Origin of the sequence: Gordonia mangrovi (assembly GCF_024734075.1) — a bacterium.
In the GTDB taxonomy this organism is placed as follows: Bacteria; Actinomycetota; Actinomycetes; order Mycobacteriales; family Mycobacteriaceae; genus Gordonia; species Gordonia mangrovi.
This window is the reverse complement of the sequence record NZ_CP102850.1, coordinates 3,728,981-3,754,024: the sequence shown is the minus strand read 5'-3', so window position 1 is coordinate 3,754,024 and position 25,044 is coordinate 3,728,981. Positions and strand designations below refer to the sequence as shown.

Genomic DNA, 25,044 nt, shown 5'->3' with positions numbered 1-25,044 from the left:
CTCCTCGGTATGCCACGCGTGCTCGACTGACTTACAGTCCTAGTGGGTTGCGACGTCATCCCCACGTCCGTGATCCCCACGATGAAGTGTCGAGGTGAGGCGGTCTTCGATGTCCAACATGGTTCCCGACGATTTCGTCGCCGGTCTCGAGGGTGTGGTGGCATTCACCACCGAGATCGCCGAACCCGACAAGGACGGCGGCAATCTGCGCTACCGCGGTGTCGACATCGAGGATCTCGTGGAGAACCACGTGACCTTCGCCGACGTGTGGGCGTTGCTGGTGGACGGCGGGTTCGGCGACGGTCTGCCACCGGCGGAGCCGTTCCCCCTGCCCATCCACACCGGCGACGTGCGCGTCGACGTGCAGGCAGCGCTGGCGATGCTGGCCCCGATCTGGGGTTACCGACCGCTGCTCGACATCGACGACGACACCGCGCGCGCCAACCTCGCCCGTGCTTCGGTGATGGCGCTGTCCTATGTCGCACAATCCGCGCGCGGCATCCATCAACCCGCTGTGCCACAACACATCATCGATGAATGCGACACCGTGACCGCACGTTTCATGACCCGCTGGAAGGGCGACCCCGATCCGAAACACATCCGGGCGATCGACGCCTACTGGGTCAGTGCCGCCGAACACGGGCTCAATGCCTCGACCTTCACCGCGCGGGTGATCGCCTCGACCGGCGCCGACGTCGCGGCTGCACTCTCCGGCGCGATCGGCGCGATGTCGGGCCCGCTGCACGGCGGCGCCCCGGCCCGCGTGCTGCCGATGATCGAGGAGGTCGAAACCACCGGCGACGCCCGCGGCCTGGTGCGCGGTGTCCTCGACCGCAAAGAGAAACTGATGGGCTTCGGTCACCGCGTCTACCGGGCCGAGGATCCGCGTGCCCGGGTGTTACGCCGCACCGCCCAGGAACTCGACGTCCCCCGCTACGAGGTGGCCGCCGCGCTCGAGCAGGCCGCGCTGACCGAACTCCGCGAACGACGTCCGGATCGGGCGATCGAGACCAACGTCGAGTTCTGGGCGGCGGTGATCCTCGACTTCGCCGAGGTCCCGCCGCACATGATGCCCGCCATGTTCACCTGCGGACGGACCGCCGGCTGGTGTGCTCACATCCTCGAACAGAAGCGCCTCGGCAAGCTCGTGCGGCCCGCCGCCATCTACACCGGACCGGGGCCCCGGCGCCCCGAAGACGTCGCCGGCTGGGGTGAGGTGAAGCCCGTACCCGGTCTCTAGAGACCCGTCGACACCCCGCGATGCGAAGGCAGCTGCGCTCACCCCGGTTCCCAGCGGGCACCCCACCGGTGTCGTAGGGTCATAAACCAGACATAACGATTGCCCGAATTCCACCGACCGCACACATGAAACCTGCGTAGCGTCCGGAGTGGGGTCGTCCGATTCACGTCGGCGCCGTTCTCGGACCCTGGCTCACTCGGGCCCGACGCAGGCGAAGCCGCGGGAGTGGCAGGACATCTGCCGCCCCGTCATCGGCCGTGTCGATTGCACACGCCGTGTGCACGAGTTGCAAAGGGAGCGAGATATGTTCCGGTCCGCCTGGCGAGAGCAGCACAAACCGGTGTTCGTCACCGCGTCGCTGATCATCTTCGCCTTGATCGCCTTCTCCGTGGTCTACGCGAGTACCGCGGCCGACGCGTTCCAACAGCTGAACGATTGGATCACCTCCGGCGTCGGCTGGTGGTACATCCTCATCGTCACCGGCTTCGTCATCTTCGCTCTGTACTGCGCGATCAGTCGGATCGGCACCATCAAACTCGGCAAGGACAACGAGGACCCCGAGTTCGGGGTGCTGTCCTGGTTCGCGATGCTGTTCGCCGCGGGCATGGGCATCGGCTTGGTCTTCTACGGCGTCGCCGAGCCGCTGTCGCACTACGTCTCGCCACCCGAAGCCGGCGGCATCGAAGGCTCCACCGACGCCGCCGCCAACCAGGCGATGGAACTGACACTGTTCCACTGGGGCCTGCATGCTTGGGCCATCTACGTGGTGGTCGGACTCGGTCTGGCCTACATGACCTTCCGAAAGGGCCGTCCGCTGGCGGTGCGCTGGCTGTTGGAGCCGCTGATCGGCCGTGAACGAGTCGAGGGCTGGATCGGTCACCTCGTCGATGTGGTCGCAATCGTCGGCACCCTGTTCGGCGTCGCCACGTCGCTCGGATTCGGCATCCAGCAGATCTCGGCGGGCCTGGAATACCTCGGCTGGCTGACGGTGAACAACTGGGTCGTGGTGATCATGATCATCGCCATCACCGCCCTGGCCACCTTCTCGGTGGTCACCGGTGTGACCAAGGGTCTGCGCTGGCTGTCGAACATCAACATGGCGGTCGCCGCGATGCTGGCCGCTTTCGTACTCATCCTCGGCTCCACCTTGTTCCTGCTGCAGTCGTGGGTGCAGAACATGGGCAACTACATCGCCAGCCTGCCGGATCTGATGCTGCGCACCGCGCCGTTCGCCGACGACGGATGGATGGCGTCGTGGACCATCTTTTACTGGGGGTGGTGGATCAGTTGGGCGCCGTTCGTCGGCATGTTCATCGCCCGCATCTCGCGCGGACGGACCATCCGCGAGTTCGTCGCCGGCGTGCTTCTGCTGCCGACCTTCATCAGCGCCATCTGGTTCACCATCTTCGGCGACTCCGGCATCCTGCGTCAGCAGGAGGAGGGCAACATGCTCGACGACGGCAGCGTCAACGCGAGCACCTCGCTGTTCCAACTGCTCGACGGCTTCCCGTTGGCCGCGGTCACCAGCGTCATCGCGATCATCGTGGTGGTCATGTTCTTCGTGACCTCCTCGGACTCGGGCTCGTTGGTCATCGACATGCTCGCCACCGGCGGCAAAATCGAGACCCCCGTGGTCACCCGCGTCTACTGGGCCTGCCTGGAGGGCTTCGCCGCGGCAGTACTGCTGCTGGTGGGCGGAACCGACTCGCTGACGGCGTTGCAGACGATGTCGATCGCCACTGCCGTGCCGTTCTCCATCGTCATGGTCCTGGCCTGTATCTCGTTGCTCCGCGCCTTCCACTACGACCTCGCCGTCCGGCCGAGGTTCCTGCATCTCAGCCTCAATGACGGTCATGAGCCGGCAGCAGGTGCCGCGGCAGCACCTGAGCACCACCACGAACGGCGCCGGCGAGCGATCTCGGCGACCTTCGCCGGTCTGCCCGAGGACGCCGATCAGCCCGACAGCGCGCTGATCGTCGCGGTCCACGAGGTACCGCACCATGCCGTGACCGTCGACCCGGACACCGGATCATTCTCGATGGGCGAGTACCACGAACGCGCGGACCCGCTGGCGCGTCACGGGAACGGTGACGGTCCCGACGACCACATGCTCACCCGATCCGGCGACGACGAAAAGACACCAAGCCAGTCGTGAGGAGCGCTGCGGCGACGCAGAGCATCACGAGGACCGGTGTCGGGCGCATCGGATCCACGGGCACCAGCGGCGTGTGGGTGTAGGGCGAGAGATCCGACACCCACTGCGGCATATCGAACATGCCGGCCAGCGGCCCCAGGAGGAGTGCGCCGGCCACCACGATCCAGCCGACGTGCACGAACACCGGACGAATCGCGTAGAGCGCCAACGCCAGGGTGATCACCACCAGGACGGCCGGCACCTGAGCTGCTGCAGACTGTGCGGCGTGGGCGGCAGGGATCGCCCAGCCGCCGCCGGCGAACCCGCAGCCGAGCACCATGCCGATCGCCGCCACCGCCATCAGGACGACGCCGCCGGCAGTCGCCACACCGGCGTGGGCGAGAAAGTACCGACTGCGCGACGTCGGTGTCACCAGCACCATCTCCGTGCGACCGGCGGTCTCTTCGGCGCGGAGTCGCTCGGTGAGGTTCACTCCCCACGCACCGGCGGCGACGGCGAGAAAACCCAGCATGGTGATGCCGAACACGGTGCTCAGCGTGGCGTCGCCGAGCACCGCCCGCATGATCCGATCGAACTGTTCGTTGCCCTGGGTGAGTTGCTCGACAGAAGGCTGCATGAAACCGATGACGAGGGCGTACGCGAACACCCCGGTGACCCAGGACATCAGTAGCGGCCCCGAGGCCCGTACGGCGAACGCCTCGATGCTCGACAGCCTGGCGGTCGTGGCCGGTCCGGGTCGCGCAGCGAGCAGTCCCGCGCCGAGGTCGCGTCGGGCCGCCACCCATCCCGCGGCCCCCGCACCGACGACGAAGACTGCGACCGACATCAGCGCGGGCACGAGGTTGTTGGCACCGAACGGGTCGACCTGTTCGGCCCAGCCGACCGGGTTCGTCCACCGCAACCAGTCCCACCCCTGCGTCGAGTCGGCCACACCGCGCACCAGAAATCCCAGCAGGACCACCGAACATGCGGTCAGGTTGGCGATGTGTGCGGTGGTGGCGACCTGAGCGGCGACCAGGGCCACCGCGGTGGCGGCCAGCCCGGTGCCGGCGTACTGGGCGAACACGGCGACGACGTCGCCTGCGCTCGCCCCCATCGGGATCAGGATCAGCGACATGGACCCCGCCACGATGACGGTGAAGAACACCGCCACGCATGCGGCTGCGGCCACCGGCGCCAGGGACCCGACCGCGCCGGCGCGCACGAGTTCGCTACGGCCGAGTTCCTCTTCCCTCCGGGTCTGACGCACCGTCATCATTGCCGCGCACACGCCGAGCGCGGCGATCAGGAACAGACCGACCCGCCAGGAGACCAGGGCGGCGGAGGGCTCGATGTGGTCGAGGTCGCCCAGCAGGAAGCGGAACGCGGGGTTGGCCCCCGGCCCCGACTGCAGACCCAGTCGCTGTTGCGGGGTCGCGTACATACCGGAGATCGCCTGCGCGGTGGCGAGAGTGATGAGGACGAACACGGCGATGATGACCGGGACGACGATCCGCTCCCGACGCAGCCCCAGGCGCAGCAGGATGCCGACGCGGGTCAGATGCCGGGACGCCGCCGCGGCACGGGGTCCGGTCCCGACCGGGGGCACCGCGCTGGTCGCCGTCATACCCGAACCCCTGTTCGGTCGCCGTAGACGTGCAGAAAGAGTTCTTCGAGACTTGGCGGCTCCACCGCCAGTCCGGTCACCTCCAGGTGAGCCAACACGCGCGTGACGCCCGACAAGCAGTCGTCGGCGACCGTGAAGGTCACCTGGTCGCCGTCCATTTCGAAGTCGTGCACTCCCGGCACGGTCTGCAATTGGCTCGCCCCGGAACCGATCGTCGCGGTCACGCGGGAACGCCGCAGGTGCCGCAACTCGGAGAGTGAGCCCGACCGGATGGTGCGGCCGCCACGGATGATGGTGACCGACTCGCACAGCTGCTCGACCTCGTCGAGCAGATGGCTCGACATGAGCACCGCCGCGCCGCCGGCCGCGGCCTCGCGCACACAGTCGGTGAACTCACGGGTCATCAGCGGGTCGAGGCCCGAGGTCGGCTCGTCGAGGACCAGCAACTCCGACGGCGCCGACAACGCAGCGATCAACGCGACCTTCTGCCGGTTACCCGTGGAGTACGTGCCCGACTTCTTGGTCGGGTCGAGCTCGAATCGGTCGATCAGTTCGGCTCGGCGCGTGGTGGCCTCACGGCGTACGCCGCGCAGTGACAGCAGCAGGTCGATGCACTCCCCGCCGGACAACTGTGGCCACAGGTTGACGTCGCCCGGGACGTAGGCGAGGCGTTGATGGATCGCGACGGCATCGGCGAGCGGGTCTGCGCCGAACACCGTGACACGACCGCCGTCGGGCCGGTACATGCCGAGCAGTGTGCGGATGGTGGTCGACTTGCCGGATCCGTTGGGACCGAGGAACCCGGCGATCTCCCCGGCCCGCACAGTCAGGTCGAGTCCGTCGAGGGCGGTGAAGGATCCGAAGTTCTTGCGCAGGCCGGCGATGTCGACCACCAGATCAGTCGTGTTGTGCATCGTTCTCCTCCCGATGGGCCAGCACCGCGTCCAGCAACGATTCGTCGGCCATCACACCGTGGACGGCCAACTCGGTGGCGGGGACCACCACCCGGTCGACATAGGACCGCAGAATGGCGCCGGCATCCGACCAGTCCTCCGGCGGATTCATCACCACATCGACCAACAGCGCACCCATCGAGTGCGCCACCATGTATCTCGCCCGCGCGGCCTCGTCGTGCGACGGCCGGATGGTGCCGGCCGCCACTCCTCCGCGGAACGTCGCCTCGGCGTCGGCGGCCAGCTGGCCGAGTAGTCGGCGGGCCAGCTCGCCACCGGCCTGCAGACTGCGGATGAGGTAGACGATGCGCGGGCCGTCGGATTCGAGATCGTCCATCCGGTCCAGGAATCCGGCGAACGGATGTGGGCCCGAGTGGTTGTCGAGGCCGCGCTCATTGGCCTCACGCGTCCGGCGCAGCACGTGCGCGTCACATTCGGCCCGCAGGTCGGCCTTGCTGCCGAAGTGATGGATCACCAGCCCCGGACTCACGCCGGCGGCATCGGCGATCGCGCGCACGGTCGCCGAGAACCCATCGCGCGCAAAGACCTCGATCGCAGCGTCCCGGACCCGAGCCCGGGTGGTGCGGTCGTCGGCGTTCGTTGAACGCATGTACAAGATCTTAAACGTGTGTTCAATCCACGTCAACGGCTCGAAGGCATTCCTGAATTCGTCCGGGTATTCGGTGGCGCAATCGGCGATTGGCAAGGCGGCGGAGGAGGGAGCGATGACGGCGTCATCGTGACCGACGACAACGCCGCCAGCCGTTCATCGAACGCCGAAGACCCCTGGGGATTTCACGGACAGCACCACTTAGACTTGGCGACATGAGTGACACCGCCACCGCACCGATCACGATTCCCGCCGACCTCCTGCCGTCGGACGGCCGCTTCGGTTGCGGTCCGTCCAAGGTGCGCCCGGAACAGCTGCAGTCCCTCGTCGACACCGGAGCGGCGGTCTTCGGCACCAGCCACCGACAGGCGCCGGTGAAGAACGTGGTCGGCTCGATCCGGGCCGGTCTGTCCGAGTTGTTCGCCCTGCCCGACGGCTACGAGGTGGTGATCTCCAACGGCGGCACCACCGCCTTCTGGGATGCCGCCGCGTTCGGCCTGATCAAGCAGCGCTCGCTGCACCTGACCTATGGCGAGTTCTCGTCCAAGTTCGCCACCGTCGCCAAGAAGGCCCCGTTCCTCGATTCCCCCGCGGTGATCTCCACCGATCCCGGGACCGCGCCGGACCCCGCGGCGCTGACCGCCGACGACTTCGGCGGCATCGACCTGATCGGCTGGGCACACAACGAGACCTCCACCGGGGTGGCCGTGCCGGTGACCCGTCCTGCGGGCTCCGACGATGCGCTGGTCGCCATCGACGCGACCTCCGGGGCCGGCGGCCTCCCGGTGAACCTCACCGAGGCCGACGTCTACTACTTCGCACCGCAGAAGTGCTTCGCCGCCGACGGCGGCCTGTGGATAGCGCTAATGAGTCCGCGTGCCCTGGAACGTATTTCGCAGATCGCCGAGACCGACCGGTGGTGCCCCGAGTTCCTCTCGCTGCCGACTGCGGTCGACAACAGCAGCAAGAACCAGACCTACAACACCCCGGCGGTGGCCTCGCTGCTGCTGCTCGACAACCAGGTGCAGTGGATGCTGGGGCAGGGCGGCCTCGACTGGTGCGTCTCCCGGACCGCCGACTCCAGCTCACGCCTCTACGAGTGGGCCGAGGCGAGCGAGTTCGCGACACCGTTCGTGGCCGATCCGTCGCAGCGCAGCCAGGTGGTCGGCACCATCGACTTCGACGATGACGTCGACGCGGCGGCCGTGGCCAAGACGTTGCGCGCCAACGGCGTCGTCGACACCGAGCCGTACCGCAAGCTGGGCCGCAACCAGTTGCGCGTCGGCATGTTCCCGGCGATCGACCCCGACGACGTGAGCAACCTGACGAAGTGCATCGACTTCGTCGTCGAGAAGCTCTGACCCCGTCTCCCGTGCGAGCGTTTCCCGGACCCCGCGAGACCGATCCGGCTCCCGTGGCGGGTGGAACACTCGCGACTCCTATCGAGGCCGCATGACACACCTGTAGCCTGTGCCCCATGGGTAACACCTGCCACAACCTTGCTGATCTGCGGTTTTACCGCGTGTCAGACGCCTGGGCAGGTGACGTCTGGATTAACCTGACCCCAATGCCCGCACTCGTGGTCACCGGAGGAGGAGCAGATGCGTGAGCTTCGCGTCGTCGGCGTGGAGGCCGACGGCACCCATGTGATCTGTCAGGATCCCGAGTCGGGTGAGAAGTACCGGATGGCTGCCGATGAACGGCTCCGGGCCGCAGCTCGCGGCGACATCTCACGATTGGGGCAGATCGAGATCGAAATGGAAAGCACACTACGGCCCCGGGAGATCCAGGCCCGCATCCGCGCAGGCGCCACGGTGTCGGAGGTCGCGGCCCTGGCCGGTGTCCCCGTCGACAAGATCGAACGATTCGCCCACCCCGTCCTGCTCGAGCGCGCCCGGGCCGCCGAGCTCGCCTCGATGGCCCACCCGATCCGCGAAGACGGACCCGCCGTGTCCACGCTCGGCGAGACCGTCGGTGAGGCCATGACGGGACTCGGCCACAACAACCAGGACGTGGACTGGGACGCATGGAAGGGCGATGACGGCTACTGGGTGGTCCAGGTGTCCTGGCATGTGGGACGCACCGACAACCACGCGCACTGGCGCTTTCAGCCGGGCAGCCACGGCGGTACCGCCGACCCGCTCGACGACCTGGCCGACGAGCTGACCCACCCCGAGATGATCACACCTCGCCGCCGGCTGACCCCGGTCGCCACCCCCGACCTCGCACCTCCGCCTGCGGTCGAGCACGAGCCCGACGGCCACGACGAGGTCACCTTCGACGCCGACCGGTTGATCGACGCCCAGCGCACCCGCAACGGCAAGGTGCCCCCGTCCCATGACGAGCACGGCACCGTGGCGATCGACTTCGGCACCCCCGAGGCGGACTCGATGTGGTCGGCGCCGGCCGAGGAATCCCCCACCGACGAGGACCGTGCACCGGATTCCTCGGTGCCCGCCGCGTCCGGCGAGCAGGCCCCCGACGACTCGGCGACGACCGCCAAGCCGCGTCGTCGGTCCCGCAAGCCTGCGGTGCCCGCGTGGGAGGATGTTCTGCTCGGCGTCCGCAGCAACGGCAACGGCTGATCGCTGACGTGTCGGCCCGCGCAGTCACCCTGTGGTTCATCGACAGTGACGACCCCATCGCCCTGCTGTCCGGCGACCCCGTCAACGACGTGGTGGCTGCGCAGAAGCTTGCCGCGACGATCTACGGCGACCGGGTGCTGGTGCCCGTCGCCGACACCGATCTCGCCACGGCGGCCGCCGCCCGAGACGCGCACGTCTATGCCGGCTGGTACGGTCGGCTGTCGGTGCTCTGCTGTTCGCTGTTCGACACCACCGAACCATCCACGTTGACACGGACCCTCGCGTCCATCCGGCCGAGTGCCGCTGCCTCGCTGCTGGTCACCGACCCGGACCGGTCGGTCGGTGCCTTCGCCCGGTGGGAGAACGGCGAGCTACGCCGGTCGTTCGCGGCCGACCCGGTGACGATCTTCGAGGACTCCGGACTGCCCTACCCGTTCGAGCGGCCGTTCTGGGCGGGCGAACACCCGCTCCGCTATGCGCCCGGCGTGCCGGCCGAACCACTCGCACTGCCGTTCCATCCGCAGGAACTCGCCGAACAGGCCAACCGGGAATGGCTGGGGTTCCGGTTCACCACCCCGCTGGCCGACACCGATCTCGATCCGACCCGAATCCCGGTCACCGCATTCGCGATCCATCCCGCCGACTACGTACCCGCCGAAGAGGACTGGGCTCCCTACCAGGGCAACCTCACGGTATCCGGGAGCGCCGTGGCTCCCGACGGCGGCGACGCCGGGCAGACCGGCGAACCTCCGGCCAAGCGTCGCGGTCGCCTCGCGCGGTACTTCGGCTTCGGCTGACCTGCCCCGGCCGCCACCGCTGACCGTCATCGACCCAAGGCGAGCAACACGATCGACGACCCGAGGCCGGCCAACAATCCGATCAGCGCACCCCAGACGATCCAGCGCCAGACCGGCCGGTCTCGCAGGTCCCACAACGTCCAGCCGAGCCCGATCGACACCACGAACACGGCAGCCAGCCCGAGCCAGGTCACCAGTGATCCGATCAGTTCGTAGACACCGACGAGCAGCAGTGTCGCGAACACCGCGCTGACAAGGGTCACCAGCAGACCCAACGCCCACGGCGTCGGCTCGTCAACTGGCCCACCGACCGCCCGCTCGTCCGCGCTCGGGCCGCGGACGAGCAACCGCCCACCCCACCAGGAATCGTCATGCTCGGCCGATCGCATGAGGACATTCTTCCCGATCCCCACGTCCGCAGAGAGGACAAAGGCCCTTCCCCCGGTTGCGACCGGCCCTTGGGGCGCTCGCCGAGGCGAGCGATGATGGCAGGGAGAGGAATGGAGATACCGATGTCCGGTGAGATTCCCGGCGGGGTCCCCGCCGAAGTCCCCGACGACGCAATGCTGCAGGACATCGTCACATTGGCCTGCCGGGCGCCGTCGATCCACAACAGTCAGCCCTGGATCTGGCGGTTACACGGGCCGGAGTTGCGACTCTACGCAGACTACGACCGGGCGGTCCCGGTCGCGGACCCCGACAACCGGCAGTTGATCATCAGCCTCGGCGTGGCTCTGCACCATCTCCGGGTCGCGGCGGCAGCGCGCGGACTGCGCATCGAGCTCACCCGGCTGCCGAGCCCGCCTCGACCGGACCATCTCGCGACGGTGCAGTTCGTGGGTGGACAGACACCGACGCCCGCCGATGTGGAACGCGCTCGCGCCATCACCGAACGGTTCACCGATCGCCTTCCCATGGGTCCGGCACCCGACGACCGACTCGGTGATCTGGTCGATGCCGTGTCGGCTCGATCCCGTACGCGGATCGTGACGCTGCCTGCCGACACCCATCCCACCCTGGCCCACGCGTCCCGGATCAGCGAGTTCCAACGGCGCTACGACGCGACCTATCACGACGAGTTGGCATGGTGGACCGCCGATGACCCCGATCGACGCGAAGGGATCCCGCCGTCGTCGCTGACCTCAGCGAGTGAGGCGGACCGGGTCGAGGTCGCCCGGGACTTCCCTCTCGTGGTCACCGACCACTCCCGTCGGCCTGCGGTGGAGGTGGATCACGCCACGGTGCTGGTGATCACCGGCCCCGGAGAGACCACCGCCGACCATCTCGCCTGCGGTGAGACGCTGTCGGACCTGTTGTTGGAGGCAACCGCGTCCGGACTGGACACCTGCATCATCTCCCACGTGTTGGAGATCGAGGCCAGCGCGACGATGATCGACAATCTGCTGAGCTCCGCCGATCCGGCGCAGGTGCTCGTGCGCGTCGGTGTCGGTGAGGGTCACCGGCCGCCGGTCACACCGCGTCGTCCGGTGGGTGAAGTGTTCTCCCGCATGTGATGTGACGTCACCGCGGGTGACGGTCGGTCTTGCCGAGGTCGAACGGTACCGTCCACCGGATCAGCGTTCCGGCGCCGGTGGGCGGTGTGGTCACCACGAGTTCGCCGCCGAACGCGGCCGCCCGCGCACGCAGATTCGCCAGCCCACTGGCGGTCACGTCGGCGGGCATCCCGACCCCGTCGTCGACGACCTCGACCGTGATGTCGTCGCCGACCGCCACCGACACCGTCACGGTGTCGGCGTGCGCGTGCCGGACAGCGTTGCTCACCGCTTCGCGAATGACCGCCACGACCTGCTCGGCCGCATCACCGTCGACCACCGACAACGGGCCGGACACCCGCACGTGGGTGCGCAGCTGTTGCTCGCCCACCTGGGTGTCGACGACCTCGTGGATACGTTGCCGGAGTCGCGTCACCTCGCCTCCGCCATGCTGGAGATCGAAGATGGCGGCCCGGATGTCCTGGACGATGTCCTGCAGGCTGTTGATCGAGTGGGTCAACCGGTCCCGGACATCCGGCGCGCGCACACGCTGCAACGTCGCCTGTAGCGACATCCCTTCGGCGAATATCCGTTGGATCACATGGTCGTGCAGGTCACGGGCGATCCGCTCTCGGTCGGCGAGGACATCGACCTCGTGGGCGCGGGCCGACGTGTCGGCCAGTTCCAACGCGAGCGCGGCTTGACCGGCGAAATTCGAACTCAACGCGAACAACTCGTCGGAAAACGGCGCGGCGTCCTGTTTCCGCATCACGACAAGGACACCCTTGGTGGTCTCCGCGGTGCGCAGTGGCGCCACCATGGCGGGTCCGTACGCTTTGGCGGCGTACTCGCTCGGCGTGAACTCGAGTTGATCACATCGGACCGGCCGACGGGTTCGGAACGCATGTCCGGATGTCGATTCGTCGACGGGGATGCGCGTGCCGAGAACGTCGGTGCCGTCGGCACCTTCCGCGATCGTGATGATCAGATCGTCCACCTCGTCGGGCGGCACCTCGGCGTCATCCGGAGTGGCGATGAACACCAGATCGGCCTCGGTGAGCGCCAACGCCTGCCGTGCGATCATCTCCAGGACCTCGTCGTTGTCCGCGCCCGACAACAGTTCCGTGAGGACATCCTGCGCCGCCTCGATCCACATGAGACGCGACTGCGACTCCGTGTAGAGCCGCGCGTTGTCGATGGCGATGCCGGCCGCCGACGCCAGCGCCTGGATGACGAGCTCGTCACCCTCGGTGAACAGCGCGCCGCCACGCTTCTCGGTGAGGTACAGGTTGCCGAAGATCTCGTCCCGTACCCGGATAGGAGCGCCCAGGAAGGTCTTCATCGTGGGGTGGTTCGGCGGGAACCCGACCGAGTCGGGGTGTGTGGAGAGGTCGTCGAGCCGCATCACCTTGGGCTGAGCGGTGAGCGCGCCGAGCACCCCCCGGCCGGTCGGCAGTGGACCGATGCGCATCCGGGTCTCGTCGTCGATGCCCTGATGGATGAACTCGCTGAGCTCCTGGCCGGTGCCGCGCACCCCGAGCGCGCCGTAGCCGGCGTCCACCAGATCGACCGCCGATGACACGATCGCCCGCAGCGTCGCCTCCAGGTCGAGCCCGGAGGTGACGACGAGCATGGCCTCCAACAACCCGTCGGTGGTGTCGCGCATCTCGGCGATTCGACCGATCCGTTCGGAGACCTCATCCAGCAATTCGTGAAGCCGCATCTGCGAGAGTGCATCTCGCAACTCCCGCGATCGATCCCCGGCGTCACCCGACCCCGCGCTCATGCCGTGATGATAGTTGCCCACCCACCGGCATGCGACCGTTCTCAGCGACGGCTCGGCGAATCCAGAGCGGCCCAGTCCTGATCCCAGAGCCGGAACCGGCGCCGATCGGCGATGCGGCGCACGCACAGGGACACGAAGAACCAGAACGCGGCAACGATTGTCGTCGACATCGCCGCCGCGGCCACGCCGGCGGTGACGGCATCGGTTCCCGACCTCGGCTCGGGTACCACAGCACCCTCATCGTCGAGCCAGATCGTCTGTACGCTCCCGCCGTCCGCATCCACCATGATGCTCATCGCGCCGGGTGGCGGAGCCTGCGACTGATCGATCGGGCCGGTCACCACCCGGCCGTCCGGGTCGGTCCAGCGAGCCATCACGGGTGCACCCGGATCGCGCGGGAGGATGGTTGCGCTCACCGAATGTCGTTGCTGCTGTTCGAGTACGGCAGCGTCCTGGACGTGGGCGAATGCGGTACTCCCGACCATCAACGCGGCGATCAGCCCGAATGCCGCCGCCACCGCCAACGCGATCAGCGTCATCGACTCCATCCGATCGACCGGCCGGATGAGTCCGTTCTTGGACAGGTGCATGACGCGCCACCAGTGCAGCTGCCGAGCCAGCGAACCGAGCATGATCGCTCCCGAAGTCGACAAGTGTTGTCCTCACGTCGAACGTTGCCAAATGGCGGCGGTCAACTCGCCTGGCGTTGGTTACCTTCTGCAGGGACTTTGGTCATCGCCGGGCGTGCTGCGGACACCAGCCGGCTGCGGTCAGGGTTTGCGACCGCCGAGTTTTGTCGCGTAGACCGCGGCCTGGGTACGTCGCTCCATGCCGAGCTTCGCGAGCAGTCGCGACACGTAGTTCTTCACCGTCTTCTCCGCCAGGTTCATCCGGGCGGCGATCTGACGGTTGGTCAACCCTTCGCCCAGCAACGACAGCAGAATCCGCTCCTGCTGGGTGAGCGCGTCGAGTGGGCCGGTGTCGCGTTCGTGGCGCAACTTCTCCATCAACGCCGCGGCGGCACGATTGTCGAGCAACGACCGGCCGGCACCGACGTCATTGATGGCCTTGGTCAACTCCATCCCGGTGATGTCCTTGACCACATATCCACTCGCACCCGCCAAGATCGCATCGAGCATCGCCTGATCTTCGGTGAAGGATGTCAGCATCAGACATTTCAGGCCGTCGACCTTGGCCAGGAGTTCACGACACAACTCGATGCCGTTGCCGTCGGGCAGTCGGACGTCGAGGACGGCGACGTCGGGCCGCAACGCGGGGATACGCGCGAGCGCGTGCGAATACGACCCGGCCTCGCCGACAACGGTGAGGCCGGGATCGGAATCGATCAGTTCGATCAGGCCGCGGCGGACGATCTCGTGATCATCGACGAGAAAGACTGTGATCATCTGACCCTCCAACCGTGGTCTCGCATCGGTTGCGCCGAGTCTAGCGTCACTGGACCACGAGTACCGGACACCTGGCGTGGTGGACGAGGTTCTCCCCCACCGAGCCCAGCAGTGTCGAGGTGGCCTCGCCGCGGCCGCGGGAGCCCACCACGACCAGGCCGGCGGATGCCGAGAGGTTGACCAACCCGCGCCCTGGGGAGCTGTCCTCATAGGCGTAGTCGACTGCCACGTCGGGGTATTTCTCGCATGCTGCCGCACAGCGACGGGCGAGCCACCGTTCTCCGTCGGAGCGGATGGTGTCCCAGTCGACGAGAGTCGTGGCGTAACCGACGCCCACGAGCGCCGACACCGGCCAGAACGACGCGACCGTGAGGCGGGCGCCGGTGGACTGCGCATGGTCGAGAGCCGCCAGTAGCGCGTCCTCCGATCCCGCGGACCCGTCGTACCCGATGACGATGCGCCCGACCTCGGTGCGCTGTGCCGCAGGTTCGCGCCAGGCCAGTACCGGGCACTGCGCCGCATGGACGATCGGCATCACGTGACTGCCCAGTACCAGCTCGCGTACCCGTCCGCCATGGCCGGCGCCGATCACCACCATGCGGGCCCGAGCGGAGAGATTCTCCAGGTGTTCCACGATCGACCCGTCGAGCAGCGACGTGACGACGTCGACGCCGGGCGCGGCGTCGTGCACCACTTCTTGCGCTTCGGTCAGCGCCTTCTCGCCGACCACGCGAAGGCGCTCGTGCACGCTCTGATCGCCGAGGAGCAGGGCTCCTTCGTGAGCCGCGTACCACCTGCTGTGCGTCACACCGTGGATCAGATGCATCGGCGACCGGGTGCGCGTGCAGAGTTCGGCCGCCCACCGCACCGCGCCGAGCGCGGTCTGTGAGCCGTCGACTCCCACGAGCACCGGAATGTTGTCACCGTGTTCGTTGTCGCCGTGTGCCATCGGTGGACTCCTTTCGGTGGGGATCATCTCGACCGTACGGCCATCGCCCCTGCGGGCAATGCTGGACTTCAGCCCTGGATCGGGGGCCTTTGGTCCCTGCGCCCGATGCTCAACGGCCGCTGTGCGACCCGGGAGCGGGGCGGTTGACTGGTGATCACAGGACCTGAGCACAGGACCGATCGCATGATGGGAGATCACGATGTCGACAGTCAGCGAGATCGTTGTGGGTGTGGACGGCTCACCGTCGGCCCAGCATGCTGTGGCGTGGGCCGCGCATGAAGCAGAGCTGCACGGCTACCGACTGCAGCTCATGTCGTCGTACGCGTCACCGGTCAGCGACCGCGTACCGCAGAGCTACGAGGACACCCTGCGAGCGACGGCCGAACGTGACGTCGCCGAGGCCGGCACCATCGCTCAGGCGGCCGTCGACGATCCCGACACGCTGGACATCAGCACCGAAGTCGCTTCCGGCGCAGCCATTCCCGAACTGTTGAGCCGGTCCGAGACAGCGAAGATGCTCGTTGTGGGCAGTCGCGGACTCGGCGCCATCAGTCGCGCTCTGCTGGGTTCGGTGAGCGCCGCGATGACCGCGCACTGCCGGTGCCCGCTCGCGGTGATCCGAGACTCGCGCAGCGCGCCGGAGACTGCACCCATCGTCGTCGGCACCGACGGGTCACGTGCGAATCGGCCGGCCCTGGAATTCGCCTTCGAGGAAGCCGGTGTCCGCAAGGTCGGGCTCACCGTGCTGCATGCGTGGGCGGACGGCGATCTCGCCCTGGTCCACGCGAGTCAGGGTCTGCCGGTGTGGGATTGGCCGACGCAACGTAAGGAGGAGAAGGCGCGGCTCGACGCCGAGATCGCCGACCTGTGCGCCAAGTATCCCGACGTACCGATCCGTTCGGTGGTGGTGCGCGACCGGCCCGTCCGCGCGTTGTTGGACCACGCCCAGGCCGCGCAGATGGTGGTGGTCGGCAGTCGCGGCCGAGGCGGCTTCTCCGGCATGCTGCTGGGCTCGACCAGCCGAAACGTGGTCTACTCGGCCCAATGCCCGGTCGTCATCGTGCCCGACGCACGATGACCCGAACACGCCGTAGCGGTTGAGGTCATAGGTCCCACGACCGGTGACCTTGGCCGCTATCGCCGTTCGCGCCGTCGCGCGACGATCGAATCATGAACGCCACGTTCGAGGTCCTGTTCGTCATCGCCTGGTTGCTCGCCGGGCTGCTCTCCGCGCTGTGGCTGGCCCGTCACGGGCACTCACCGCTGTGGATTCCCATCGGGTTGGTACTCGGCCCGTTCTTCGTGCTCATCGCCCTCGACCGGGCGAGTCGGCATCCCGAGCTCGTGGCGGGCGGGCCACCCGATACCCCCGGTCGTCGTAGCGGACCTCGGGTGATGGTGGGGCACGACGGTTCGGCCGAATCCCAGCACGCGCTGGACATGGCCGTCGACATCGCGGCCGGCCGCCAAGGAACGGTGACCCTGGCCGAGGTTCTGTCCTACGACGATGTCGTCGAGGGCGATTCGACGCCGATGATCGACACCGCGACGCGCAAGCTGGCGGAGGTGACCGCGCAGGTCAATGCGGTACCCGCGGAGTACGAGGTCCTCGTCGGCCCACCGGGCGAGGCATTGCGCGAGTTCGCGGACAAGCAGAACGCCGACCTGATCGTGGTCGGTCGACACGGGCGCGGGCTGTCGGAGAGGCTGCTGGGCAGCGTATCCGCAGATCTGGTCGCGCACTCGGCGGTTCCGGTGCTCGTCGTCGAACCGCATGCCACGCGTACCGAGAATCGGCCGGTGGCGCACTCCTGAGCACCGGCCGCTCGATACCAGGTCAGGTGGTCCCTGCGCGGGCGCGTTCATAGAACGCGATGGCCGCGGCTGTCGCCACGTTGAGTGAATCGGTGCCGCGGCTCATCGGAATGCGCGCACGCACATCGCTGGCGCGCATCACCGTCTCGGACAAACCCGGCCCTTCCGCCCCCACCAGGAACGCGACCTTGGCGGCGTCGACGGTGTCCGACAGCGGCATCGAGCCCTCCCCCGGGGTCAGTGAGATGGTCCGGAAGCAGTTGTCGCGCAGCACCGACAGCCCGCGCGGCCAGTCGTCGAATCGAGCGAACGGCACGAGCAGCGCGTGGCCCATCGAGACCCGCACACAGCGCCGGTACAGCGGGTCCGCGCATCCGGCACCGAACAGCACCGCGTCCACGCCGAGCCCGGCGGCGTTGCGGAAGATGCTGCCGATGTTCTCGTGGTCGTTGACTCCCTCGAGGACGGCGATCGTCCGCGCGGACGCGACCACCTCGGTCACCGCCAGCGCGTCCGGGCGCCGAGCCGCGCCCAGGACCCCACGGTTGAGGTGAAACCCCACCACCTCGGCCATGACCTCCGCGGACGCCCGATAGAAGGGCACCCCCTGCACCGAGGGGTCGGCAAGATCGTCGGCGAGTTCGGCCAGCCGCTTGTCGACCCCGAGAAAGGCGTGCGGGGAGAATCGTGAGGCGATCATCCGTTGCGCCACCAGCACGCCCTCGGCGATCACGAGACCTTTGCCGATACGCCCGCCTGGCAGAGCCGGGAGATCGGGGCGCCGGTCGACAGAGTTGAGGTCGCGGAAGTCGTCGACGCGCGCGTCGGTGGGATCATCGATGTCGATCACGTCGACACGGAGGCTGGGCACGTCGTCAGTGTGCCAACCCGGGCGGTCACCGGTGGGGGTGGCCCTCCCGCACCGGGCCGCGAAGGCGGGGCTGACCGCTCGCATCTTCGCCCGTTGTGAAACGGTTGAGCGGTGCGTATCTCGGAAGCCACCTCGTCCGCTCTCACTCTGGCGCGTGCCACCGATGACGATTGGGACGAGATCTTCGCGACGGATGCCCGCGCGTTCCTGATGACCGATCCGCTGTCGGCGGCCGAGCAGGCAGACCTGCGCGGCAAGGTCGACAACAGTGACGTCGTGCTGGTTCGCGACCCGCAGGGCCTGGTGGGGTCCCCGCTGGTCGGGGTCTCGATGTTCTATCGGATGACGATGACGGTGCCCGGCGGCGCCCAGGAGCCCGCCGCAGGCTTGTCGTGGGTGTCGGTCGCAGCGACCCATCGTCGTCGCGGCATCCTGCGCACGATGATCACCGAGTTGTTCGACCAGTGGGAATCCGAGGAGCAGGTGTTCGCCATCCTCACCGCCAGCGAAGCGACCATCTACGAACGATTCGGCTTCGGGCCGGCGTGTCACGCGCACGACGTCTCCATCGACCTCGGGTCGGCGAAGATGCGGCATCGAGCCGACAAACACGTCTCGCCGGTCAACTTCGCCTCCGGTGACGAGGTGGCCCGCCGGATCCCCGAGATCCACGCGCGTTGGGCGGCCACGCGCCCCGGGGCGCTGAGCCGGCCGACGTCATGGTGGGAGCCGATCCTCGCCGATCGTCGATCGCAGCGTCCCGCGCAGACCAGCGGCCTGCACTACCTGCTGCACGCCGACGGGTATGCGAGCTACCGGATCAACACGTCGGTCGATCCGTCGCGGGGCGATGTCGCGGAGGTGGTCGCCGTGACCGAGGCGGCACACACCGACCTGTGGCGCGTCCTGGTCGGCCTGGATCTGATGTCGTCGGTGACCGCGTCGATCCCGGTCGACGACCCGTTGCCGTTGAAGCTGACCGACCATCGGGCGGTCTCGGTGACGGGCGTGCGCGACAAGATGTGGCTGCGCATCCTCGATGTGCCGCGGGCGTTGACGTCGCGCGCCTACTCCGCAGATCTGGATGTGGTCCTCGAGATCACCGATGAGTTCCGGGGCCGGGGCGGGGTGTTCGACCTCTCCGTGCGCGAGGGCGCGGCGACCGTGACCCCGAGCACGTCGGTACCCACGATCCGCATGGACATCTCGGTCCTGGGGTCCTTGTTCCTCGGCGGCACCCCGGCGCGGACATTCGCGGCAGCCGAGCGCCTGTGGACCGCGGATGAGCAGACACTGCGAGCCCTCGATCGCACCTTCGCGACGGAGCGGGCGCCGTACTCGGGCACATTCTTCTGATCCCATGCGTCGGAAATTCGACGCATGAGACTAGTCGCGGTTCACTCAGCGGTCATCGTCGCTGGTGATGATCTTGTTGATGATCGGCACGACGGACGCGAGTGCCGCTCGCTCCTCCGGGCTCAGCTCCTCCAGACGGTCGCTGAGCCACTCCTCGCGGGCGTCGCGCTCGGCGGCGATCACCTCGCTGCCCTTCTGCGACAACGTCACGATGGCCTGCCGGCCGTCGGTGGGGTGCGGCTCCCGCTTCACCATGCCCAGATCCGAGAGCGAGGCGATGACCCGCGTCATCGAGGGCGGCTGCACCCGTTCGGCCAGCGCCAGCGCCCCAGGCGTCATGGGGCCTTCGTGATGAAGGGTGTGCAACGCCGAGAGCTGGGTGAGCGAGACCACTCGACTGGGACGTCGCCCTCGCAGGCGTCTGGCGAGTCGGACCACCGCCAGCGACAGTTCCCCGGACAACGTCCCGTCCGGGAGGGTGATGTCTTCGCGTTCAAGCTGTGTGAGCGTCATGCCGCTGTGTCCGTTCCGACCGAATCAAAATTTGAGCGAATCATCTGAAGAGAATCAACAATCTGAGACGACGTGGTTTCCAATGCTAAGCGTAATTCACTTCCACGATCATGCAACGCCTTAACGACAGTTTTTGCGAATGCGAAGCATCAATATCGTCCCAACGACGTACAGCGACGGGAGCGGTCAGCCCACGAGGTCGTAGATCGGTCCGCGGGCGAAGTAGGCGAGGAACACCGCGGCGATGATCCACAGCAGCGGATGGACCGAGCGCGCTCGTCCGGCTGCCGCGTTGAGGACCACCCAACTGATGAACCCGACGCCGATGCCGTTGGCGATGGAGTAGGTGAACGGCATGATGACCACGGTCAGGAAAGCCGGCAGCGCGTAATAGAACTTGGTGAAGTCGACCGTGGTGAGCTGGCCGATCATCATGGCACCGACCACCACCAGCGCGGGCGCGACGGCCTCGAGCGGCACGATCTCATACAGCGGCGTCAGGAACATGGCCAGCAGGAACAGGCCACCGGTGACCACATTGGCCAGGCCGGTGCGGGCGCCCTCGGCGATACCGGATGCGGATTCCACGAACACCGTGTTCGACGATGAGGAGGCGACACCGCCGGCGATCGCGCCGGTGCCCTCGACGACCAGTGCCTTGCCCACGCCGCGCAGGTTGCCCTTGGCGTCGGAGAGGCCGGCTTCCTTGCCGAGGCCCGTCATCGTGCCCATCGCGTCGAAGAAGTTCGACAGGACCAGCGTGAACACCAACACCGAGGCGGCCAAGACACCGATGCGCGTGAACGCACCGAACAGGTCGACATCACCGACCAGCGCGAGGTCGGGCATCCCACCGAGACCGTCGGGGATCTGCGGGATCGACAGGCTCCAGCCGTCGGGATTGACCGCACTCGACCCGAGGTCGAGGGCGGCCTCCAGGATGATCGACAGAATCGTCGTGATGACGATGCCGATCAGCAGGCCGCCGGGCACCCGTCGGACCACGAGCACCCCCATGAGCAGCACGCCGATGCAGAAGATGAGGGTGGGGATCGTGTTGATCGAGTTGTCGGTGCCCAGTTGGACCGGCACGGTGGTGTTGGCCGCGTCCGGGACGCGTCGGACGAAGCCGGCGTCCACGAAGCCGATGAAGGCGATGAAGGCGCCGATACCTGCGGCGATCGCGGCCTTGAGCTCGGGCGGCACCGCATTGAACACCGCGGTGCGGAATCCGGTGACCGCCAGCAGCACGATGATGATGCCGTCGATGACGACCAATCCCATCGCCTCCGGCCAGGTGACCTGGGGCGCGATGCTGACCGCCAGCAGGCTGTTGATGCCGAGGCCGGTGGCGATGGCGAACGGATAGTTCGCGACCAGCCCGAAGATGATCGACATGACGCCGGCGACCAGCGCGGTGACCGCGGCGACCTGCGCCAGTGGCAGCACATTGCCCAGGACATCGGCGTTCTTCGGTTCGCCGGGGATGCCGCCGATGATGATCGGGTTGAGCACGATGATGTAGGCCATCGTGAAGAACGTGACGAGTCCGCCACGGATCTCGCGGTTCAGTGACGAGCCGCGCTGACTGATCTTGAAGAAGCGGTCGACGCCATTGGTGGGCGCGCGCGGTGGCCGATCGGGTACCACAGCTGCCGGATTCGATGCTCTCGGCGCGTTCTCGGGTGCTCTCGGCGCGTTCTCGGGTGCTCTCGGCGAATTGTCAGCTGCTGCCGGCGGGTATACGGGTTCGGTCGACCCTTGCTCTGTCGACGCTTTGCTGGGCTCGCTCGACGGATCGGTGGGCACAGTCGAAAGTTACTCTGAAGCCATGGCCGACGCACAGGACGTACCCGAACTCCCGCGCGCGTTGCGCGCCCCCGAACCGGTCATCGTCGTCGGCATGGTGTCCTGGCTGATCGCCACGGTGGTCGTGTGGGTCACGGGTTGGGGCGAGGACCGTGCCATGCAGGTGTGCCTCGTCGGCCTCGCGGTCGGCGTCCTGGGGACCACGATCGTCCTGATCCAGCGCGCCGCAGTGCGCCGCGGCGATCGGACAGCGCAGCAGGGTTTGGACTGACTCCGGCGCCGCGCCGCCGCACGGTTCTGGCCGCAGCTACAGGTTCTGGCCGCAGTTCTCGCTCCAAGCCGGAATCTGAAGCTGCGGCCAGAACCGTGGTGCGCTATTTGCCGCTGAACACCGGAAACGCACTCGCATCGCCGTAGTCGGCAATGCGCAGGCTGCGCAGGGCGGTCATGTCCTCGCCGGAGATCGTGAAATCGATCTGCGCGTTGCTGCGCATGTGATCGGGATTGGCGGTCTTCGGCAGCGACACCGCCCCGAGTTGCACCGTGTAGCGGATGCAGAGCTGCGGGACACTCACGCCGTAGCGCTGCGCCATCGCGGCGATCTCGGAATTCTTCAAGACCGCGCCGTGCCCGATGGGCGAGTAGGCCTCGACCAGGATGTCGTGGCTCTCGCAGTAGGCGATGAGGTCGGACGGGGTGTTGCCGGCGTGCACGAGGATCTGGTTGACGTGCGGTGCGACGGTGCCCTCGCTGATGATGTTGTCGAGGTCGTTCTGCTGGAAGTTGGACACGCCGACGGAGCGGAGTTTGCCTGCCTGGTAGGCCTCTTCCAGTGCGCGCCATGCCTCGAGGTTGCCCTCGGCGTAGTCGCCGCCACGCCAATCGGCCCACGGCTGCGGGCTGTGGATCAGCATGAGATCGATGTGGTCGAGGCCCATCGTGCGCAGGGACTCGTCGATTGCTGCGGTCGCATCCTGCCGGCTCTTGATCTCGGCGGCCAGTTTGGTGGAGACGAACAGGTCGTCGCGCGCGACGCCGCTGGTGCGCACACCTTCGCCGACTCCGCGCTCGTTGCCGTAGGCCTGTGCAGTGTCGATGTTGCGGTATCCGATGTCGACGGCCGACCTGACGGCTTGCGCGGCCTGGTCGTCGTCGATGAACCAGGTGCCAAGGCCGAGCTTGGGGATCTGAACACTATTGGACAGGGTGTAGGTCTCGGTGAATGCCATGATGTTTCGCTCCCGCTCAGGCTGTGTACTCGTCGTCTGTCACCTGGTCGAGCCACGTGACGACCTCGCCGTTCTCGTCGGCTTCCTGCATCGCCACATGCGCCATGAAGCGATCTGGGGTGGCCCCGTGCCAGTGTTCCTCGCCCGGCTCGATGTAAACGACGTCGCCGGGACGGATCTCCTGCACGCCGCCCGCACGGGTGGCAACCAGGCCGATCCCGTCGGTGACGTACAGGGTTTGCCCCTTCGGGTGGTGGTGCCAGGCGGTGCGGGCACCGGGCGAGAATCGAACGTGCGCGCAGCCGATGGCCGACTGCTCGTCGGGGTTGCGGACGCCGTCGATCTGGACGGTCCCGGTGAACCAGGTGTCGGGTCCGGGGGCGGTCCGCCCGCCACTCTTGGTGTATCTCATGCCGTCCTCCTCAGAAGCTAAGCGGATCTCTCGCATCCACTTAAGCCACCCTACGAACATAAACGGATACTGTCAATCCACTTTGCTGCTACGGTGATGCCATGACGAAGGCGCAATCCTCCCGACCACTGCGCAAGGACGCATCGCTCAATCGTGACCGGTTGCTCGATGCTGCTCGGGAATTGTTTGCCGTGAAGGGACTCGGCGTCACGCTCAACGACATCGCCCACCACGCCGGCGTCGGCGTGGGCACCGCTTACCGCCGCTTTGCCAACAAGGAAGAGATCATTGACACGCTCTTCGAGGAGCGACTGCAGGCGGTGGAGACCGTCGCTCGCGAAGCGCTCGAGGAGCCAGACCCCTGGACAGCGCTCACCGACTACCTCAAACGCGCACTCGCCATGCAGTTCGGCGACCGCGGTCTCCATCAGATCCTCGACGACCCCACACTCGGCGACGCGCGGATCAACGATGTGCGGCTTCGCATCGCACCATTGATCGTCGAGCTGGTCGGCCGCGCGAAGGACGCCGGCGTGGTACGCGAGGACTTCGAACCGACCGACGTCACGTTCATCCAGTCGGCTATGGCGCCGATCATGGACAGCACCCGCGACGTGGCGCCCGAGGTCTACCAGCGCTACCTGACGTACTTCTTGGACGGCATCCGCAACGACGACCGGGGATTCACCCCGTTACCGGCGCCTGCACTCAGTTCGGAGTCCACCCACAGCGCCATGACACGTCGGCGCCGGTCAGCCGCTCAACGTCAGTAGACCGACTCGAGAATGCAGGAGCAGCCACCGAAGCCGAGGCGTGGGCTCCGGCACGTCCGACTCGTCGCCACACCGCAGCACTGACACAATCTGACTCATGGCACAAACACATTTGGCAGGAACCGTCACCACCACCAGCGGAGAGTTGCCCGCAGTCGGATCGTCTGCACCGTCCTTCACTCTGGCCGGGATGGATCTCAGCCCACTGAGCAGCGCGACGTTCGAGTCGAAGCCGTTGCTGCTGAACATTTTCCCTTCCATCGACACCGGCGTCTGCGCAGCGAGTGTGCGTACATTCAACGAGCGTGCCGCCACGACCGGCGCGACCGTTCTCTGCGTGTCGAACGACCTCCCGTTTGCCCAGCAGCGATTCTGCGGTGCCGAGGACATCACCAACGTCGAGGTGGGGTCCGCGTTCCGCAGCAGCTTTGGTGACGACTACGGCGTCACCATCGTCGACGGCCCCATGGAGGGGCTGCTGGCACGTGCGGTCGTGGTGATCGGAGCCGACGGCAACGTCGTCTACACCGAGTTGGTCCCGGAGATCACTCAGGAACCCGACTACGACTCAGCGCTGGGATCACTCTGAGGCCTGCCGATGCCGTCGGCGGCGACGGAAGACGACGCACCCGCGGCCGACCGAATGCGGTCAAGGACTATGCCGTCCCGTGCCGCCCGTCCGCGCA

26 protein-coding genes are annotated in these 25,044 nt (G+C 67.2%); 13 read left to right on the top strand and 13 right to left on the bottom strand.

Annotated features, from left to right (window positions below; translation table 11 throughout):
* Nucleotides 1-109: 109 nt before the first annotated feature.
* Nucleotides 110-1,240, top strand: coding sequence for a citrate synthase 2 (locus NWF22_RS17065; RefSeq protein WP_160902898.1), 1,131 nt, complete (start codon nucleotides 110-112; stop codon nucleotides 1,238-1,240).
* 304 nt (nucleotides 1,241-1,544) lie between these two features.
* A complete protein-coding gene (locus tag NWF22_RS17060) occupies nucleotides 1,545-3,395 on the top strand; it encodes a BCCT family transporter (protein ID WP_160902897.1) in 1,851 nt (616 codons plus the stop codon).
* On the opposite strand, the gene NWF22_RS17055 is transcribed toward NWF22_RS17060, so the two are convergent.
* Genes NWF22_RS17055 through NWF22_RS17045 form a run of 3 tightly spaced genes read right to left on the bottom strand, consistent with a single transcriptional unit; the run spans nucleotide 3,352 to nucleotide 6,564 of the window.
* Nucleotides 3,352-5,001, bottom strand: coding sequence for an ABC transporter permease (locus NWF22_RS17055; protein WP_233751268.1), 1,650 nt, complete (start codon nucleotides 4,999-5,001; stop codon nucleotides 3,352-3,354). The two genes, NWF22_RS17060 and NWF22_RS17055, sit on opposite strands and share 44 nt — an antisense overlap.
* Complete coding sequence (locus NWF22_RS17050) at nucleotides 4,998-5,915, bottom strand: ABC transporter ATP-binding protein (RefSeq protein ID WP_160902896.1); 918 nt, start codon at nucleotides 5,913-5,915, stop codon at nucleotides 4,998-5,000. Before NWF22_RS17050 ends, NWF22_RS17055 begins: the two co-directional genes overlap by 4 nt.
* Complete coding sequence (locus NWF22_RS17045; protein WP_160902895.1) at nucleotides 5,899-6,564, bottom strand: TetR/AcrR family transcriptional regulator; 666 nt, start codon at nucleotides 6,562-6,564, stop codon at nucleotides 5,899-5,901. Before NWF22_RS17045 ends, NWF22_RS17050 begins: the two co-directional genes overlap by 17 nt.
* Before the next feature lie 18 nt (nucleotides 6,565-6,582).
* On the opposite strand from NWF22_RS17045, the gene NWF22_RS17040 reads away from it, so the two are divergent.
* The 4 genes from NWF22_RS17040 (at nucleotide 6,583) to NWF22_RS17025 (ending at nucleotide 9,946) form a co-directional block, all read left to right on the top strand.
* Nucleotides 6,583-6,783, top strand: a complete 201-nt coding sequence (locus NWF22_RS17040; RefSeq protein ID WP_202398754.1) for a hypothetical protein — start codon at nucleotides 6,583-6,585, stop codon at nucleotides 6,781-6,783.
* Nucleotides 6,780-7,925, top strand: coding sequence for a phosphoserine transaminase (gene serC / locus NWF22_RS17035; protein ID WP_160902894.1), 1,146 nt, complete (start codon nucleotides 6,780-6,782; stop codon nucleotides 7,923-7,925). The genes NWF22_RS17040 and serC overlap by 4 nt, the downstream gene beginning before the upstream one ends.
* Before the next feature lie 240 nt (nucleotides 7,926-8,165).
* Nucleotides 8,166-9,149 (top strand): septation protein SepH, encoded by a 984-nt coding sequence (sepH, locus tag NWF22_RS17030; protein ID WP_160902893.1) that lies wholly within the window; start codon nucleotides 8,166-8,168, stop codon nucleotides 9,147-9,149.
* 8 nt (nucleotides 9,150-9,157) lie between these two features.
* Nucleotides 9,158-9,946, top strand: a complete 789-nt coding sequence (locus NWF22_RS17025; protein ID WP_160902892.1) for a DUF6928 family protein — start codon at nucleotides 9,158-9,160, stop codon at nucleotides 9,944-9,946.
* Nucleotides 9,947-9,972: 26 nt separating this feature from the next.
* Here NWF22_RS17025 and NWF22_RS17020 read toward each other — a convergent pair whose 3' ends face one another.
* A complete protein-coding gene (locus tag NWF22_RS17020; protein WP_160902891.1) occupies nucleotides 9,973-10,335 on the bottom strand; it encodes a DUF2537 domain-containing protein in 363 nt (120 codons plus the stop codon).
* A gap of 123 nt (nucleotides 10,336-10,458) precedes the next feature.
* Between NWF22_RS17020 and NWF22_RS17015 the strand changes: the two genes are divergently transcribed.
* Complete coding sequence (locus NWF22_RS17015; protein ID WP_160902890.1) at nucleotides 10,459-11,460, top strand: Acg family FMN-binding oxidoreductase; 1,002 nt, start codon at nucleotides 10,459-10,461, stop codon at nucleotides 11,458-11,460.
* A 7-nt stretch (nucleotides 11,461-11,467) separates the two neighbouring features.
* Here NWF22_RS17015 and NWF22_RS17010 read toward each other — a convergent pair whose 3' ends face one another.
* The 4 genes from NWF22_RS17010 to NWF22_RS16995 all read right to left on the bottom strand — a co-directional run bounded on the left by NWF22_RS17010 (nucleotide 11,468) and on the right by NWF22_RS16995 (nucleotide 15,580).
* A complete protein-coding gene (locus tag NWF22_RS17010) occupies nucleotides 11,468-13,225 on the bottom strand; it encodes a GAF domain-containing sensor histidine kinase (protein WP_233751267.1) in 1,758 nt (585 codons plus the stop codon).
* 41 nt (nucleotides 13,226-13,266) lie between these two features.
* Nucleotides 13,267-13,878: an Rv1733c family protein gene (locus NWF22_RS17005; RefSeq protein ID WP_160902889.1), complete on the bottom strand. Its 612-nt coding sequence runs from the start codon at nucleotides 13,876-13,878 to the stop codon at nucleotides 13,267-13,269.
* A gap of 117 nt (nucleotides 13,879-13,995) precedes the next feature.
* Nucleotides 13,996-14,631, bottom strand: coding sequence for a response regulator (locus tag NWF22_RS17000; protein ID WP_160902888.1), 636 nt, complete (start codon nucleotides 14,629-14,631; stop codon nucleotides 13,996-13,998).
* A 46-nt stretch (nucleotides 14,632-14,677) separates the two neighbouring features.
* Nucleotides 14,678-15,580: a universal stress protein gene (locus NWF22_RS16995; protein ID WP_160902887.1), complete on the bottom strand. Its 903-nt coding sequence runs from the start codon at nucleotides 15,578-15,580 to the stop codon at nucleotides 14,678-14,680.
* Nucleotides 15,581-15,779: 199 nt separating this feature from the next.
* Here NWF22_RS16995 and NWF22_RS16990 point away from each other — a divergent pair, with 199 nt between their 5' ends.
* Both NWF22_RS16990 and NWF22_RS16985 read left to right on the top strand, forming a co-directional pair.
* Nucleotides 15,780-16,658 carry a universal stress protein gene (locus NWF22_RS16990; RefSeq protein ID WP_160902886.1) on the top strand — a complete coding sequence of 293 codons (879 nt, stop codon included), beginning with the start codon at nucleotides 15,780-15,782 and terminating at the stop codon, nucleotides 16,656-16,658.
* A gap of 92 nt (nucleotides 16,659-16,750) precedes the next feature.
* The gene (locus tag NWF22_RS16985; RefSeq protein ID WP_160902885.1) at nucleotides 16,751-17,395 is read left to right on the top strand and encodes a universal stress protein; all 645 of its coding nucleotides are present in this window, start codon (nucleotides 16,751-16,753) and stop codon (nucleotides 17,393-17,395) included.
* 22 nt (nucleotides 17,396-17,417) lie between these two features.
* Here the strand turns inward: NWF22_RS16985 and NWF22_RS16980 are convergent, their stop codons facing one another.
* On the bottom strand, nucleotides 17,418-18,266 hold the full coding sequence (locus NWF22_RS16980; RefSeq protein WP_160902884.1) for a TrmH family RNA methyltransferase: 849 nt from the start codon (nucleotides 18,264-18,266) through the stop codon (nucleotides 17,418-17,420).
* Between the two features lie 111 nt (nucleotides 18,267-18,377).
* Between NWF22_RS16980 and NWF22_RS16975 the strand changes: the two genes are divergently transcribed.
* Nucleotides 18,378-19,622 (top strand): GNAT family N-acetyltransferase, encoded by a 1,245-nt coding sequence (locus tag NWF22_RS16975; protein WP_160902883.1) that lies wholly within the window; start codon nucleotides 18,378-18,380, stop codon nucleotides 19,620-19,622.
* A 45-nt stretch (nucleotides 19,623-19,667) separates the two neighbouring features.
* On the opposite strand, the gene NWF22_RS16970 is transcribed toward NWF22_RS16975, so the two are convergent.
* Nucleotides 19,668-20,135 carry a MarR family winged helix-turn-helix transcriptional regulator gene (locus tag NWF22_RS16970; RefSeq protein WP_160902882.1) on the bottom strand — a complete coding sequence of 156 codons (468 nt, stop codon included), beginning with the start codon at nucleotides 20,133-20,135 and terminating at the stop codon, nucleotides 19,668-19,670.
* 186 nt (nucleotides 20,136-20,321) lie between these two features.
* On the bottom strand, nucleotides 20,322-21,785 hold the full coding sequence (locus NWF22_RS16965; RefSeq protein ID WP_160902881.1) for an NCS2 family permease: 1,464 nt from the start codon (nucleotides 21,783-21,785) through the stop codon (nucleotides 20,322-20,324).
* Between the two features lie 181 nt (nucleotides 21,786-21,966).
* Between NWF22_RS16965 and NWF22_RS16960 the strand changes: the two genes are divergently transcribed.
* A complete protein-coding gene (locus tag NWF22_RS16960) occupies nucleotides 21,967-22,215 on the top strand; it encodes a DUF2530 domain-containing protein (protein ID WP_160902880.1) in 249 nt (82 codons plus the stop codon).
* Nucleotides 22,216-22,318: 103 nt separating this feature from the next.
* Here the strand turns inward: NWF22_RS16960 and NWF22_RS16955 are convergent, their stop codons facing one another.
* A complete protein-coding gene (locus NWF22_RS16955) occupies nucleotides 22,319-23,173 on the bottom strand; it encodes an aldo/keto reductase (RefSeq protein ID WP_160902879.1) in 855 nt (284 codons plus the stop codon).
* Nucleotides 23,174-23,189: 16 nt separating this feature from the next.
* Nucleotides 23,190-23,585 carry a (R)-mandelonitrile lyase gene (locus NWF22_RS16950; RefSeq protein WP_160902878.1) on the bottom strand — a complete coding sequence of 132 codons (396 nt, stop codon included), beginning with the start codon at nucleotides 23,583-23,585 and terminating at the stop codon, nucleotides 23,190-23,192.
* A gap of 101 nt (nucleotides 23,586-23,686) precedes the next feature.
* Between NWF22_RS16950 and NWF22_RS16945 the strand changes: the two genes are divergently transcribed.
* Nucleotides 23,687-24,358: a TetR/AcrR family transcriptional regulator gene (locus NWF22_RS16945; RefSeq protein WP_160902877.1), complete on the top strand. Its 672-nt coding sequence runs from the start codon at nucleotides 23,687-23,689 to the stop codon at nucleotides 24,356-24,358.
* Between the two features lie 97 nt (nucleotides 24,359-24,455).
* Nucleotides 24,456-24,947, top strand: coding sequence for a thiol peroxidase (gene tpx, locus NWF22_RS16940; protein WP_160902876.1), 492 nt, complete (start codon nucleotides 24,456-24,458; stop codon nucleotides 24,945-24,947).
* The last annotated feature ends 97 nt before the right edge of the window (nucleotides 24,948-25,044 follow it).